Annotated in this window: 15 protein-coding genes; 2 read left to right on the top strand and 13 right to left on the bottom strand. The window is 27.2% G+C overall.

Going from position 1 to position 14586, the window contains the following annotated elements; translation table 11 throughout:
- Positions 1-9 precede the first annotated feature (9 nt).
- From flhG to aroQ, 4 genes are read right to left on the bottom strand one after another with little or no spacing between them, the layout of a single operon-like run.
- On the bottom strand, positions 10-876 hold the full coding sequence (gene flhG, locus CNZW441b_RS00290) for a flagella biosynthesis ATPase FlhG (RefSeq protein WP_131163984.1): 867 nt from the start codon (positions 874-876) through the stop codon (positions 10-12).
- Positions 869-2239: a flagellar biosynthesis GTPase FlhF gene (gene flhF, locus CNZW441b_RS00295; RefSeq protein ID WP_131163985.1), complete on the bottom strand. Its 1371-nt coding sequence runs from the start codon at positions 2237-2239 to the stop codon at positions 869-871. Before flhF ends, flhG begins: the two co-directional genes overlap by 8 nt.
- Before the next feature lie 12 nt (positions 2240-2251).
- Positions 2252-2725 (bottom strand): 2-amino-4-hydroxy-6-hydroxymethyldihydropteridine diphosphokinase, encoded by a 474-nt coding sequence (gene folK / locus CNZW441b_RS00300; RefSeq protein WP_131163986.1) that lies wholly within the window; start codon positions 2723-2725, stop codon positions 2252-2254.
- The gene (gene aroQ, locus CNZW441b_RS00305; protein WP_131163987.1) at positions 2712-3191 is read right to left on the bottom strand and encodes a type II 3-dehydroquinate dehydratase; all 480 of its coding nucleotides are present in this window, start codon (positions 3189-3191) and stop codon (positions 2712-2714) included. The genes folK and aroQ overlap by 14 nt, the downstream gene beginning before the upstream one ends.
- Before the next feature lie 89 nt (positions 3192-3280).
- Here aroQ and mqnF point away from each other — a divergent pair, with 89 nt between their 5' ends.
- Complete coding sequence (mqnF, locus tag CNZW441b_RS00310) at positions 3281-4510, top strand: aminofutalosine deaminase family hydrolase (RefSeq protein ID WP_131186430.1); 1230 nt, start codon at positions 3281-3283, stop codon at positions 4508-4510.
- Positions 4498-5385, top strand: coding sequence for a signal peptide peptidase SppA (sppA, locus tag CNZW441b_RS00315; RefSeq protein ID WP_131165613.1), 888 nt, complete (start codon positions 4498-4500; stop codon positions 5383-5385). Before mqnF ends, sppA begins: the two co-directional genes overlap by 13 nt.
- Here sppA and CNZW441b_RS00320 read toward each other — a convergent pair.
- The 9 genes from CNZW441b_RS00320 to topA all read right to left on the bottom strand — a co-directional run bounded on the left by CNZW441b_RS00320 (position 5382) and on the right by topA (position 14581).
- The gene (locus tag CNZW441b_RS00320; RefSeq protein ID WP_131165612.1) at positions 5382-6233 is read right to left on the bottom strand and encodes a hypothetical protein; all 852 of its coding nucleotides are present in this window, start codon (positions 6231-6233) and stop codon (positions 5382-5384) included. The genes sppA and CNZW441b_RS00320 overlap by 4 nt on opposite strands.
- 259 nt (positions 6234-6492) lie before the next feature.
- A complete protein-coding gene (locus CNZW441b_RS00325) occupies positions 6493-6984 on the bottom strand; it encodes a hypothetical protein (protein WP_131186429.1) in 492 nt (163 codons plus the stop codon).
- Positions 6974-7954, bottom strand: coding sequence for a bifunctional diaminohydroxyphosphoribosylaminopyrimidine deaminase/5-amino-6-(5-phosphoribosylamino)uracil reductase RibD (gene ribD, locus CNZW441b_RS00330; protein WP_131163992.1), 981 nt, complete (start codon positions 7952-7954; stop codon positions 6974-6976). Before ribD ends, CNZW441b_RS00325 begins: the two co-directional genes overlap by 11 nt.
- The gene (locus CNZW441b_RS00335) at positions 7951-8691 is read right to left on the bottom strand and encodes a hypothetical protein (protein WP_131163993.1); all 741 of its coding nucleotides are present in this window, start codon (positions 8689-8691) and stop codon (positions 7951-7953) included. The genes ribD and CNZW441b_RS00335 overlap by 4 nt, the downstream gene beginning before the upstream one ends.
- A gap of 8 nt (positions 8692-8699) precedes the next feature.
- Positions 8700-9461: a 3'(2'),5'-bisphosphate nucleotidase CysQ family protein gene (locus tag CNZW441b_RS00340; protein WP_131163994.1), complete on the bottom strand. Its 762-nt coding sequence runs from the start codon at positions 9459-9461 to the stop codon at positions 8700-8702.
- A complete protein-coding gene (locus tag CNZW441b_RS00345) occupies positions 9461-10642 on the bottom strand; it encodes a cation:proton antiporter (protein ID WP_131164083.1) in 1182 nt (393 codons plus the stop codon). Before CNZW441b_RS00345 ends, CNZW441b_RS00340 begins: the two co-directional genes overlap by 1 nt.
- Entirely contained in the window at positions 10623-11459 is an 837-nt protein-coding gene (locus tag CNZW441b_RS00350) for a biotin synthase (protein ID WP_131163995.1), read from the bottom strand. Before CNZW441b_RS00350 ends, CNZW441b_RS00345 begins: the two co-directional genes overlap by 20 nt.
- 432 nt (positions 11460-11891) lie before the next feature.
- The gene (locus CNZW441b_RS00355; RefSeq protein ID WP_131163996.1) at positions 11892-12368 is read right to left on the bottom strand and encodes a DUF1796 family putative cysteine peptidase; all 477 of its coding nucleotides are present in this window, start codon (positions 12366-12368) and stop codon (positions 11892-11894) included.
- 113 nt (positions 12369-12481) lie between these two features.
- The gene (gene topA / locus CNZW441b_RS00360; protein ID WP_131163997.1) at positions 12482-14581 is read right to left on the bottom strand and encodes a type I DNA topoisomerase; all 2100 of its coding nucleotides are present in this window, start codon (positions 14579-14581) and stop codon (positions 12482-12484) included.
- Positions 14582-14586: the final 5 nt, after the last annotated feature.

Below are 14586 nucleotides of genomic sequence, written 5' to 3' on the forward strand. Positions count from 1 at the left end.
TTCTCTTTTTTAAAATCTTTCTATAATTTTTCTAAAGAAATTCGAAAAACTTCTATTTGAAACATTATTAAGCACTTTTTGTTCCAATCTATATAAAAGTTTTGAAGCAAGAGCTTTAAGTTCATCGCTAGAGCTTGTATTATCATCAGTAAATAAGGTTCTTTTTTTAATGCTTGAGCTTACATCTTTACTGCTTGCTAAAAATCCTAAAAATTCTAATTTTAGAGGATTTTTTATATTTGCATCGGCGACTTTTTTAATATTTTCAAAAACTTTTAATCCTTCATTTTCATTTTTGACCATATTGAAAATCATTAATAAATTTTCTTTAGTTTTAGAAGTAGTTTTAATAGTCGCGTAAGCATCAGTAATTGCTGCTGGATCAGGAACAGTAACGATTATAACTTCATCTGACATTTCCAAGAAATTTAAAATATTTCCTCCAATACCCGCTCCTGTATCAATAATCAAAAAATCAAGCTCATCTAAAATACTTGCTTGATTTAAAAATCTTTCATAGATATTTTTATCATTGTATTTTAATATCTCATCTCCGCTTTCTCCTGGTATGAGCCATAAATTTGGTTTTACTTCTATTAAAATATCTTCTAAAGAGCATTCACCTTTTAAGACATGTAAAAGATTTTTTTGTATGCGTATATTTAAAATTACATCTAAATTTGCTAAGCCTATATCCGCATCAAAAAGTCCTACTTTATAGTTATTGGAGGCTAAAACATTTGCTAAATTAGCACTTATAGTGCTTTTGCCCACCCCACCTTTTCCGCTTGTGATGGAAATAAAATGTGTATTTTTAGATTTTTTATTTTTATTTTCATTCATTAGATTTTTTAATTTATTAGCTTGATTATTCACTTGCTTTTCCTTTGTTAAAACCTTCTAAAATGCAACGCACCAAAAAGTCGCTATTTGCAACCTCTAAATCATCAGGAACTTCTTGACCTATAGAGAAAAAACTAAGAGGAATGTTTGTTTCATAAATTAAAGAAAAAATATTACCAAAAACTTTTGTTTCATCAAATTTAGTAATAATAAGCGTATCAATATTTAAGAAAGAAAAATTTTTATAAATTTCGACCAAATCCTCATGCTTGGTATTAGCTGAAATTACTAAATTTACATCAATTTGTGCATTAGAATGAGATAAAAATTCTTTGGTTTTTGCAAGTTTGTTTTGGTCATATTGAGAATTTCCTATGGTATCGACTAAGATTACTTCACAATTATTTAAACTTTTAATAGCTTCATCTAAATCTTTTGGTTCTATACTATCAATGATAGGCAATTTCATCATTTTTGCATATTGAAATAATTGCTCCACAGCACCAATTCTATAGGTATCTAAAGTAATAATTCCAGTTTTATAGCGTTTATCTCCGTAAGCATAGCGAAAAGCAAGTTTTGCTAAAGTGGTAGTTTTTCCAACTCCTGTTGGGCCTACTAACATCATAATTTTTTGCTTTTTAATTTCACTTTCTACGCGGCAAGGCAAAATACTGCGTAAAAGCGAATAAAAATATTTTTGCACAGCTTCTTTATTGGTTTTCATAGCTGTTGGCATATTTTCAATAGTTGCTTTCATTATGGCTTCTAAATGCTCTTCTTTCATACCGCTTTCTTTGGCTTGTTTATAAATACTCGCAAATTCTGGCGGTATAACAAGATTTTTTCTAGCTTCAGCTTTATCATCCCACATCATATCAACAAGCAAATTCATTTTATCATTAAGCTTATTAATCTGTTTTTCAAAAGATTCTATTTTTTTATTATAGTTTGGAGTTGGCTCATAGTTTGGCAATGGCGTGTTAGTTACTTTTGAAATTTCGCTACTAACTTCTGATAATTTTTCTTTTATATTCTCAAGATTATTTCTTGGAAGTTTTTCTTTTAAAGGAGGTGTTTTAAGATTAGATGAAAAGTCTAAAACAACATCTTCATCTTCTAAGTTTTTTGAAATTTTTGATTGTTCTATTTTTTGATAAGAGTTAGCTTGTTTGGTTTGTTTATTTGGCAGAGTTTTTCCCATCTTTTTAAGATGTTCTTCATAGTCTGATTCTTCTATGGCTACCATTACTTCATAAATTCCTTTACGGTTAATGGTTTTTGGTCTGATTTGTTTATTGGTTATAATTAAAGCTTTATCTCCATAGTCTTGTTTAACTTTCGGTATAATCTCTTCGGTATCTTCTACAGTAAAGGTATGGATAAGTTGTCCCATTAATTTTTTCCTTTATAATAAGCCTATAGGCAAAATTACACTTATTCTATCTTTAACTCCAATATGTGGAACTTCACACCAAGAATCTTTTCTTACTTTTTTTGAAAAATACAAAAGATCAAGATCTAAAGTTCTTGGAGCATTTTTAAAAGTTCTCTTTCGTTTAAATTTTAACTCATAATAAAGTAAAATTTTTAAAAGTGCTCTTGCATGCAAATTGGTTGCAATGATCATTACAGCATTAGTAAAATCTTTTTGTTCTGTAAATCCAAATGCCTTATTGATTAAAAAGGGGGAAGTAGCTAAAATCTTGATTCTTTTATCATCTAGAAGTTTTCTAAAAAAAATATCAAAACGTTTTTTTTCTGGCTCTATATTACTTCCAAGACCTATAAAAGCATAATATTTCTGTTTAATTACCCCTTTATTGCAATAAGGAAAAAAACGACTTGTTTCAAAGCGTATTGCTCCATTAATTTTTAGCATTTTGTTGATTTTGTTGCTCTTTAATTTTTTGAATTTGATCACAAATTTGTAAAACACCCATTAAAGCAAGATGATATCCAAAAGGTCCAAAGCCTACTATACTTCCAGAGCAAACAGGACTTAAAAGACTTTTTTGTCTAAATTCTTCTCTACGATAAATATTAGAAATATGAACTTCTATAGTTGGTAAACCTACTCCAGCTATTGCATCTCTGATTGCAATTGATGTGTGAGAGTATGCCCCAGCATTTATAATAATGCCATCAAATACACCTAAGCATTCTTGAATTTTATCTACAATTTCTCCTTCAAAATTGCTTTGAAAAAAATCAAGTTCAACATTATTTCCAGATGCGGCAATTTTCATTTGCTCATGAATTTCATCCATTTTCATTAAGCCATAAATTCCAACTTCTCTAAGACCTAACATATTGATATTTGGTCCTTGAATTACCATTATTTTCATAGTCTAAACCTTAAAAATTAATTCTTTAATTTAATATTATAACATTTTAAAATAAATTTTTGTTACAATTATGGCTTTGAAAGGAAAGTATGAAAATAATTTATAGTGATAAAATATTTTTATGTAATGAAAAATTTAATATTTTAGAAAAAAAGGCCTTGGCTTTTAAAGAAGAAATTATTGCTATAGATTCTTTAGAGACTTTGCAAAAAAAATATCCTAAAGCAGAGCTTATAAAGTCTCATAAACACACGCTTTTGCTTCCTTCTTTTATCAATCCTCACACGCACTTAGAATTTAGTGCAAATTCTTATACTTTACATTTTGGAGAGTTTTTAATTTGGTTAAAAAGTATTATTAATTCAAGAGATGAACTTAGCAAAGAAGCTAAGAATGATTTAATTTTAGAAAAACTAAATTGGATGCGCAAAACAGGAACGGCAACCATAGGCGAAATTTCAAGTTTTGGAAGTGATTTAAAACCTTGTGTTAAGGCAAGCAAAGATGGAATGCGTATAATATTTTTTAATGAAATTTTAGGAAGCAACGAAAATCAAATTGCTGTTAAAAAAGAAGAATTTTTAAAAAGATTTCAAGATTCATTAAAGCATAAAAGCGATTTATTTATTCCAGCGGTATCAGTGCATTCTGCTTACTCTACTCACCCAAAACTTGCTAAATTTGCTCTTGATTTAGCAAAAGAGCGAAATCTACTTGTTAGTACTCATTTGCTAGAAAGTAGGGCTGAGAATTTTTGGTTAAGATTTGCAAAAGGGAAATTTAAAGATTATTTAAAAAACTTTACTTCTAATCCAGTTCCATTTTATAGCGTAGATAGTTTTTTAAAACTTTTTAAAGATATAAGAACACTTTTTACTCATTGTGTTTATTTAAAAGAATGGGAAAATTTAGATACAAATTTACATTCTATAACGCATTGTGCATTTTCAAATCGTCTTTTAAGTGGAAAAAGCCTAGATTTAAAAAAAGCTTTAAAAAGTGGTTTAAATATTCATCTTGGCACAGATGGCTTAAGTTCAAATATCTCTTTATCTATGTTAGATGAAATGCGTGCTAATTTACTTATACACAAAGATTTTAATCTTTTAGAATTAGCAAAAAAACTTATTTTAATGGCAACGCTTTATCCAGCCAAGGCTTTAAATTTAAATTTAGGAGAAATTAAAATAGGAAAAAGTGCTGATTTTAGTCTTTTTGAAGTGAAAGAATGTGAAAATTTACAATTACCTTTGCAGTTTATTCTTAATGCTAAATTTGTTGAAAAATTATTTATTAAAGGAAAAGAATGCAAATTTTAAAGTGTTTTTTTAATTTTTTTGGAAAAATTATTCGATTTATTAATACTTATTTTAAAACTTTTGTTTTTTTGTTTATTGTTTTTTTAATTCTTGTGCCAAATTCTGCCTCAAAATCAAATTTTGCAAATTTAGAGCGTATTGATTTAAAAGGAGAGATTTTTGATAGCTCAAAAGTTTTAGAAAGAATTATTAATGCAAAAAATGATGATAATATAAAAGGGGTGCTTTTTGTTATAGATTCTCCAGGTGGATCTTTTGCACCAAGTATGGAACTTGCTTTAGCAATTAAAAATTTAAAAGAAAAAAAACCTGTAGTTGTTTATGCAAGTGGAACTATGGCAAGCGGAAGTTATTTGGCAGGAGTAGGTGCAAATAAAATTTTAGCTAATCCAGCAAGTTTTATAGGATCTATAGGAGTTATTATGCAAGGAGTTGATATAAGTGAGCTGGTAAATACGCTTGGTATTAAAGAGCAAAGTTTGCAAGCAGGAGAATTTAAAAGTGCTGGAACTTTTACAAGGGCTTGGACTGCTGAGGAAAAAAAATATTTACAAAATTTAATCAATCAAAGTTATGATCTTTTTACAAGTTATGTAGCAAAAGAGCGTGGTTTAAATCTTGATCAAAAAGATACTTGGGCTAATGCAAGAGTGTTTTTGGCTAAAGAAGCAAAGGATTTAAAGCTTATTGATGAGCTTAGTGATTATGAAAACGCTAAAAAAGAATTAGAGCATTTAGCAGGGGTTAAAAACCCTATTTGGAAAGAAGAGGATAAATTAGATAGATTCTTAGATAAATTAAGTATTAGTAGTTCTAATTTTATAAGTAAAACTATAAGTAACGCTCTAAAAGGTATAAATTTAAATACCTTTTAGACTAATTTATCTACAAGTTTTATTTGATTAAAGTCTTTGTTTAAATTTAAGCTTAAATTTTGCAAAGATTTTTCTTGTAATTTTTTAAATTCCTTAGGATTTTGTGTTTTTAGCTTTTCTTGCTCATTAGCACTTAATGCACTTAAACCTTTTTCTTGTGCTTTTTTAAGCAAATCTTCTTCTTTTTTATTATCAACTTTTTTTATTTTTTTCTTTTGTTCTTCATTTATTTTTTGAGGATCTATTCTATCAGTAATCTTTGAAGATCCATTTAAACTTTCTCTAAGAGAATTTAATATTTCTTTGGGTTCATCGGGTTTTGATTCTCCTAATTCAATTTTGCCATCTTTATTGACATCTTTATCAATTAAAAAATTAAGCTTTTGGGTGATATTTGCATTTTCATCTATGGCATTAAAATTACTTTTTCCAAGCTGATTTAGGCTTTGATTTAAAGTAGGTCTATCTTTTTTAAAAGACATAAGATTATAATCATCATAAAGATTTGAATTTATTTTTGCACTATCTAAATTTAAAGCAGTATTAAACCACGAAGAGATGAAATTCTCAGCTTCTGCGTTTAATCTTATAGAGCCATCTTCTTTTGGGATATAATTTGTATAAGATCTAAAATTTTCTTGTAAGCTTTTGAAATTTTCTTCACTTAAATTTATACTGATTAAATTTTTATTTTTATCTTCAAAGATAACTCTAACACCACCTATTTGATCACTTGGAATTTCTAAAGGAGTTTTGTTTTCATTTTGTAATTTTACAAGTTCTTTTTTCTCAATGTTTAAATTTTCATAAGAAAATAAAGTATTTTGAGAATTGACAGATGCAAACATTATTTCCTCCTTTATTTATTGATTTTATTTAAGCGACACATTTGTCTTTGAATTTGTAAGTAAAGAATTACACTTTCTAAGCTTTTCTTTAAAATCAAAACATATGTATCTACTTTTTTAAAATCAGCGTTTAAAAAACTAAAGTACCACGAGTAAAGCAACTATCTTTTTCATAGCTTCTTCTTGATTTATAAAATCTATAATTAATTACTTATCCATTTTAAATGAAATCGACTAAATGCAAAGTTAAATATCTCTTTTAATGATTTTTTTCTAAAAATTGTTTCATTTCTTCGCTTTTGAAATTTTTTAAAATATGAATTTGCTTATTAAGTAGTTTTAAATTAATGAGTCCCATAGTTAAAAACAAAAGACCAAAAAGCACTAAAAAGCAATTGATTGTATTAAAGTTATTTAAAAAAGCAAGGATTATAAAAAAGATATTTAAAGAGCCTAAAAGGGCTAGATTTAATAAATGAGTTTTTTTTGCTTTTTTAAAATTATTAATATTTTTTGAGTAGTTATTAAAAAGTATGATTTTTTTACCAAGATTTGAGATAATAATTTCATCATTTGCTTCAAAAATATCTTCACTTTTATCACTATAAACAAAGCTTTCATCATAAGGATTCAGCTTATCTTTTTTAGCTTTTATTTCATAGTTAAATACACCTTTTTTTTCTAAATTTATCTCTTTTATATTAAACATTCTTAAATCTGTTTTTGCATATAAAAAAATATCAAAACTCATAAATGCCATAGCTATCTTCTCCTAAATTAGCTTTAAAAAGCGGGGTTAAATTTAAAGGTATTTTGATATTTTCTTTATTATTTAAATTAGAGCTTTGAAAGATTAAAAACATATCTATTTCATCTTTGAAATTTTTTAAAAAATTTTCTCCGCCCTCATACATTATAAATTTTGCTTCCTCTGGGATATGAGTATAAATCTTGCGATTTGGAACTTTAAATAAAGGGATGTTTTTATCAAATTCTTCTAAATTTTTATGAGTTTTTATGCAAATATTGGGAGCTTTGCCTTTGCAAAGTCTTGCATCAAGTATAGGTCTATCCGCTCTTATAGTTTCTCCACCGATAACAAGTAGATCAATAGCTGATCTTATTTGGTGAGCATAAGTGCGACTTAATTCATTGCTTACTATTTTGCCATAGGGTGAACCATTCATCGAAAGAGCAAGTTTAAAAAGCTTAAATTGTTCTTTTTGCCATTTTAAAAAAGGTTTTAAAAGTTTTTTACCTTCTTCTTCTAAAATTCCAAATTCAACCTCAATGCCTTGTTTTTTTAAATATAAAGCCCCATTACTAGCTATTTTATTTTCATCCTTAACACTTATAAAAACTTTTTTAAATTTAAGTTCGCTAAAGAGTTTTGCACAAGGAGGTGTTTTGCCTTGATGAGAGCAAGGTTCAAGTGTTACAAAAGCTATGCTATCTTTAAAAATTCCTTGATGATTTTTGCAAATAAATTCATGTAAAGCATTGGCTTCTTTTGGTAAAGAAATCTCAGGCTTTAATTTTTTAAAGGCTTCGCTTATAGCATTTAATTCAGCATGATTGCAACCCGCTTTTTCGTGGGCTTTTATGCTTAAAATTTTTTCATTTTTATCTAAGATCACACAACCAACAGCAGGATTTGGATAGGTTAAAAATTGATATTTCCATGCCTCATTTAAGGCTAGTTGCATATAAAAATTTTTCATTTTTTAAAATCTTCTTTATCGATAATTTCAGCAAGCATTTTTGGCATTTGATCTAATATAAGCTTATAACTTTGTTCTTCGTTATAAGAATCTAGAGAAAGTTTTAGTTTGATTTTTTTGCTACTTATTATTTTTCCTGTAATAACATCAATGATTTTAAAATTAATAAGAGCGTTAGCACTTTTTGTTTTTGTTATAAAAAAATTTGTTGTATTGATATAAAATTCGTTTAAATTCATTACGATTAGAAAATCTGTAATTTGAGAATAGATTTTATTTTTATCTTTTTCATAATTTAAAAAATTGGAAATATTTAAAATATGAAATTTATTATCTATGCTAAATAAATCAAGATATTTTTTATTTTGATATATTTCATTGGCTTTAGAATTTATAAAATGAAGTTGTGAATTTAAGAAAAAATTTTTCATAAATAAAGAAGAAAATTGATCAGCTTTAATATAAATTTGATTTAAGGCTAAACCAAAATGCGGTTTAAAACCTACAAGTATAGCAAAATCGGTTTTTACATCTTTGGGATTATTTTGTTTTTCTTTGTTTATATTTGAGCTGTTAAAAAGAGCTTCTTGTTTATAAAGATTTATTGGGTTGTTTTGTTTTAAATCAATGATTTCAAAAGGATCTTCATTTGCTTTGATGCTTAAAATTTTTTTTTGCGAGAAATCATTGGATAATAAAACATTTAGAAAAAAAAGCATTAAAAATAAAATTTTCATTTTTATCCTTATAAAAAATCTTTTAAGAATTTTTTATCTGAAAGTGCTATAAAAGGTAAAGCTTTATAGCTTTCTTGATTGTAGTTTAATAGTTTTGAATTAAAATCTCCCATAAAACCACCAATTTGATTGATTAAAAAATCTCCTGCTGCTATATCCCATATACTTAAGCTCTCATTTCTTTTATATACCCCAGCTCTTCCTTCTAAAATGGCACAAAATTTAAGTCCTGAGCCTATATTTAGAGCTTTTAGATTGTGTTTTTTTGCAAAGTTTTCATCTTCTTTGCTTAAATGATTTACACTTAAAAGAGCGGTATTTTTATTTTGATTTATTAAATTTTCATCTTTTTTTAAAATTGTATTATTTTTATAAACAGGGGTGTGCAAGTGTGCATAAAAAACATTGTTTGTGCTAGGGCTTTGAATTAGAGCTAAAATGGGTCTTTGTTCTTTTATAAGAGAAATCATAACGCAAAATTCATCTGATTTTTTTAAAAAACCACTTGTGCCATCAAGAGGATCAATAAGCCAAAAATACTCTAGATTTTTTCTTTCTTCGTATTTTAAAATTTTTTCTTCTGAGAAAATTTTAAAATTAGTTTGTGAGAGTTTTTGTGTAATAATTTCATTAGAAACCATATCTGCTGTTGAAACAAGACTTTTATCTTCTTTTTTCCAAATTTCTAAAGAATCCCTAGTTTGCATTATAGCCTTAGATGCCAAAGAGGCAGCCTCAATAGCCAAATTTAAATAATAATCTAGATTCATTAATTTTCCTTTTTTATGTTTGATACAATTTTTATCAGACTTAAAACTATTATAACCTCAAATAAAGCTGTTAAAATTAAAGCAGCATATAAATTTGAAGAAATAATTTTAGCATTAAAAGATAAAGTCGCTGCAGCAATTAATAAAGTTAAAGGCATGGAGTGGCTTAAGGCAAATAAAATTGAGTTTTTAAAGCCAATATCCTTTAAAAAAACCATAGAGCAAAGTATCCTTAAAAACATCATTAAAAGCATGAGAGAAAAAGAATAAAGTATGATTTTATATTCTAAAAGTATTTTAATATCAAAAGTTGAACCTATATAGATAAAAAATACAGGAATTAAAAAACCATAACCAAAACTTGAGAGTTTGTGTTCTAAATCTTTTTTATGATTAAAAAAGGTTGCTATGAAAGAACCGGCTATAAAAGCTCCAAGTGCAACTTCTAATTTTGTAAAAATCATCGCTATAATAATTAAAATAAAAATAGCAATGCAAAATCTTATATCTTTTTCGTTTTTGTCCTCTTCAGGCATTAAAATAGTTTTTAATCCAGGATACCACCAAAATAAAATACCAAGGATTTTAAAACTTAAAAGACAAAGCCCTAAAAATATATTAAGATATAAAATACTTTGACCTACATTAATGATATTTGTATCTTCTCTTAAAAAAGCTCCTGCGATAGTAATTAAAACTATACTAATAACTTCAGCTAAGGTAGCAACAATCATAGCTGTATTAAGCCAATAACATTGCTTACCAAAATCTTTAAAAAGTATAGATAAAAGTCCAACACTCATTATAGGAATTATCAAAATAAATATAAAATGAAGTTTAAAAATCCAGACTATCAAAGAAGCTAAAGAATAAAGCAAAAATATATAATAAATACTTTGTTTAATAAGTCTCTTTTCCATATTAAAAAAATTTCTTAAATTGACTTCCATACCTGCAATAAACATTAGATAGAAAAAACCAATATTAGCTAAAAGTTTAAAATTTTCACTATCTTCTATAAAATGAAAATACGCCACAATAGAACCTAAAATAATTTCAGTTGCAGAAATAGGTAGTCGTAAAGATTTGGCAATATATGGAGAAAAAAATAAACAACAAGCTATTGTTGCAAGAATTTTTAGATCAATTAAATCTTGGTGCTCAATGACATTCTGAAGCAAAACTAAATCCCATTTGTTCAAGTTTTTCAATATCTTTAGAGGCTATTTCTCCTTTTGTGGTAAGATAATCTCCTATAACAATAGAAGAAGCTCCTGCTTTAAAGATTTCATATTGTCTTTCTTTTAAAACAAATTCACGTCCCCCTGCTACCATAACAACAGAATCAGGTAATGCAGCTTTTGTATCACGCACTATTTTTAAAGCTTCATCTGCGCTTAATTTTGGAGCTTTTAAATTTAAATTTTCATTAGAAATAAAAAAATTTATCGGAGTTGAAAAAGGCTTTAATTCTTGTAGTGATTTTCTAAAGCTTATTCTATCCTCTTCACTTTCTCCCATTCCGTAAATTCCGCCACAACAAAGCATTAATCCTGCTTCTTTGGCATTAAGATTTGTATTAAATCTACTTTCCCAAGTATGAGTGGTGCAAATTTTTGGAAAGAATTCTTTTGAAGTTTCAAGATTGTGATTATAAGAGAAAATTCCTGCTTTTTTAAGTTCTTTAAGTTGTTCCACATTTGCCATACCATTGCAAGCTATAAGAAATAAATTAGGAACTTCTTTTTGTATCGCATATGCAGCTTCGCAAACATATTCTAATTTTTCATCATCAAGTCCAAGCCCTGCAGTTACCAAACAAAATCCTAGAGCATGATTTTTTTTAGCCATTTTAGCTTCTAAAATAATTTGCTTGATATCTTTTCTTTTATATTTTAAAATATTTGTTTTAACAAAAGAGCTTTGAGTGCAGTATTTACAATCTTCGCTACATCCTCCGCTTGCTATATTGCATATAGCACAAAGCATAATTTGCATTGCTTCTCCTATTTAGTAATTAAAATTTGCATTCTAACAAAAAAGCCTTAATTTAATAAATTTATTTTGTTTTAATGTTTTAAGTGGGTTTTTAGATTTGGCATTTTTATCATTAAGGGTAGGTAAGTTTTAATGAAATTCATTGATATCATTTTTGTATTTTTTTGTAAAAAAAGCTATTCTTCTTTTGCAGCTTCTTTTTAAACGGATAAAAAAATCATTAATAGCATTTTTTATTTTAATTTTTAGTGGCATTTTTAAGCTTTTTAAAATTTTTTTCCAAGCAGATGCATTTCCTATAAAACCATTATAAGAATCATTGATAGTGTAGTTTATGATATGTAAATTTTCATTAAATTTAAATTCATCTATATAAATTTCATTTTCGTTTAAATTTTCGTTTGAACTAATATTTATAAAATAATATTTATATTATTCCCCCCCCCCGTTTCTTTTTAAAAGAAGAGAAGTTTTTGTTAAAAATTTTTTTATTTTTTCTAGTTCAAAGTTACCGCAATGGATAAAAACAATATTTTTGGCTAAAAGTAATTTTTGTTTGATTTTATTCCAGCGATAAATGCTTTGTTCATTGACTCTTTTGCTTTGAATTTTTAAATCTTCATTAGCAAAGAAATGATGAATGGATAAAATATCATATTTGACATCTTTAACATGAATTGGCTCATCTGCCTTATCGCCTTTTTTAGAATGTTTAACTACTTCATAATTTAAGAAAAAATCTTTAAAATCATTGCAAAATAAATCATAAATTATATCTAAATCACCACTTACCATCCAATCAAGCGGAGAAGAAAATAATCTTAAATGGTTTTTTCTTAAGTGATGTGCAGTGCGACAAGCAGATCCTAAACTTAAAATAACATCAGCTTTGATGTATTGTTTTTGCATTTTAGTCTCCTTTTTAAACTTTAATAATTTTGTATTGTTTTGTAAATGTTTTAATTTATAAAATTAATAAAAATTATGAAAATGTAAAATAAATTCCATTTTCATAAGTAGAATTAGTCTTTGATTTCTTTTTTTATTTTACATTTAAGGCATTCTAAAAATGTGCCTTTTTTAAGTTCTTTAATCACTAAATTTTCACCACATTCTTCGCATATTTCATCGCTTGGTTTATATTTGCTTATAAAATTACATTTTGGATAAGCACTGCAACCATAAAATTTTCCACGTTTTGAAAAGCGTTCTACAATTTCACCTTTTTTACAGCTTGGACAAATTATGCCTGTTGAGTTTGTTTTAGCTTTTGTAGAATTTTGGTCTTCATTTTTATTTTCGTTGTTTAAATTTCTTGAATATTTGCATTTTGGAAAATTTAAGCACGCCACAAATTCACCAAAACGTCCTTTTCTTATAACAAGTTCTCCGCCACACTCAGGACAAAGTTCTCCTAGTTTTACAACAGTTTTTTGACTTGCTATTTTATTTTTTCCTTCTTCTATTTTTTTTATAAAAGGATAATAAAATTCTTTCAAAGTTTCTTGCCAATTAGCTTTATTTTCAGCGATTTCATCAAGTGTATTTTCTAAATTTGAAGTAAATTTACTATCTACTATATCACTAAAGTTCTTTTCAAGCATCTCAGTAACTACAAAAGCTATTTCGCTAGGAATTAATTGTTTTTTATCAATCTTTACATAATCACGGCTTGTAAGTATAGAGATAGTAGGGGCGTAAGTAGAAGGTCTTCCTATGCCTAAACTTTCAAGTTTTTTTACTAGTCCTGCTTCAGAGTATCTTGAAGGAGGTTCTGTAAAATGAGAATTCATTTCTAAATTTTGTATTTTTAAATTTTCTCCAATTTTAAGATCGGGTAAAATTTTATCTTTATCCATATCTCCATATACTTTATAGTATCCATCAAAAAGTATTTTTCTACCACTTATTTTAAAAACAGCTCTATCATTTTTTACAAAAATATTTTGAGTTCCAGAGATAGCAGGATTCATTTGACAGGCTAAAAAACGATTGTAAATTAAGGCATAAAGTTTTAACTCGTCTTTATCTAAAAATTTGGTTGCAATTTCTGGGGTAAAGTCCAGATTTGTAGGACGTATTGCTTCATGAGCTTCTTGAGCTCCTTTAGCTTTTGTGGTATAGACATTAGCTTTATTAGGGAGATATTTTTCTCCAAAATTATTTTTGATAAATTCTCTTGCATTTTGGATTGCTTCTTTGGCTAAATTTAAGCTATCTGTTCTCATATAAGTGATTACACCCATTGTGCCTTGATGAGTATTTACTCCTTCATAGAGTTTTTGAGCTATCATCATGGTTTTTTTAGGATTAAATCCTAAGCGATTGCTAGCGCTTTGCTGTAAAGTTGAGGTCATAAAAGGAGGTGGGGGTGATATTTTTCTTTCTTTATTTTCTATTTCGCTTATAAAATAATTATCATTTTTGCAAGCTTCAAGAACTAATTTAGCACGGTCTTTATTGGTTATGGTAAGTTTTTCTATTTTGGTTTTATCAAATTCTATTAATTCCGCTTCTAGATCTTTTTTGAATATCATATCAATGCTAAAATATTCTAAAGGTATAAAAGCACGAATTTCTTTTTCTCTATCTACTATGATTTTTAAAGCCGCACTTTGAACGCGTCCAGCACTTAAACCTTTTTGAATTTTTTGTCCTAAAAGAGGGCTTAGTTTGTAACCTACGATGCGATCAAGCAAACGTCTAGTTTGTTGAGCATTGACTGAGTTCATATTCAGTTTTCTAGGGTGTTTTAGAGCATGATCAATAGCACTTTTTGTGATTTCGTGAAATACGATACGAGGAAGTTTTTCTTCGTCTTTTCCTATGGCTTTTGCTATATGATAAGCTATAGCTTCTCCTTCTCTATCCTCATCCGTTGCAAGAAAGATTTCTTTAGCATTTTTAGCTTTTTCTTTTAATTCTTTTACCAAGGAGCTATGATCACTTGTAATTTTATATTCAGGGATAAAAACATCATTTTCTATTTTTATACCAAAGCTTGTTTTTGGTAAATCTCTAATGTGACCTTTAGAGGCTATAACTTCATAATCTTTTCCTAAGAAATTTCCTATGGTTTTTGCTTTAGCGGGAGATTCGACTATGATTAGGTTTTTTTTCATTCTTT

The sequence above is a fragment of the Campylobacter novaezeelandiae genome (assembly GCF_018968685.1).
Taxonomy (GTDB): Bacteria; Campylobacterota; Campylobacteria; order Campylobacterales; family Campylobacteraceae; genus Campylobacter_D; species Campylobacter_D novaezeelandiae.

Coding starts and splice junctions, on each gene's coding strand:
- folK (WP_131163986.1), bottom strand. CDS start 2,725: ATGCTAAAAATTAATGGAGCAATACGCTTTGAAACAAGTCGTTTTTTT.
- CNZW441b_RS00350 (WP_131163995.1), bottom strand. CDS start 11,459: ATGCAAATTATGCTTTGTGCTATATGCAATATAGCAAGCGGAGGATGT.
- flhF (WP_131163985.1), bottom strand. CDS start 2,239: ATGGGACAACTTATCCATACCTTTACTGTAGAAGATACCGAAGAGATT.
- topA (WP_131163997.1), bottom strand. CDS start 14,581: ATGAAAAAAAACCTAATCATAGTCGAATCTCCCGCTAAAGCAAAAACC.
- CNZW441b_RS00355 (WP_131163996.1), bottom strand. CDS start 12,368: ATGCAAAAACAATACATCAAAGCTGATGTTATTTTAAGTTTAGGATCT.
- aroQ (WP_131163987.1), bottom strand. CDS start 3,191: ATGAAAATAATGGTAATTCAAGGACCAAATATCAATATGTTAGGTCTT.
- CNZW441b_RS00335 (WP_131163993.1), bottom strand. CDS start 8,691: ATGAAAATTTTATTTTTAATGCTTTTTTTTCTAAATGTTTTATTATCC.
- CNZW441b_RS00320 (WP_131165612.1), bottom strand. CDS start 6,233: ATGTTTGCATCTGTCAATTCTCAAAATACTTTATTTTCTTATGAAAAT.
- sppA (WP_131165613.1), top strand. CDS start 4,498: ATGCAAATTTTAAAGTGTTTTTTTAATTTTTTTGGAAAAATTATTCGA.
- ribD (WP_131163992.1), bottom strand. CDS start 7,954: ATGAAAAATTTTTATATGCAACTAGCCTTAAATGAGGCATGGAAATAT.
- CNZW441b_RS00340 (WP_131163994.1), bottom strand. CDS start 9,461: ATGAATCTAGATTATTATTTAAATTTGGCTATTGAGGCTGCCTCTTTG.
- mqnF (WP_131186430.1), top strand. CDS start 3,281: ATGAAAATAATTTATAGTGATAAAATATTTTTATGTAATGAAAAATTT.
- CNZW441b_RS00325 (WP_131186429.1), bottom strand. CDS start 6,984: ATGAGTTTTGATATTTTTTTATATGCAAAAACAGATTTAAGAATGTTT.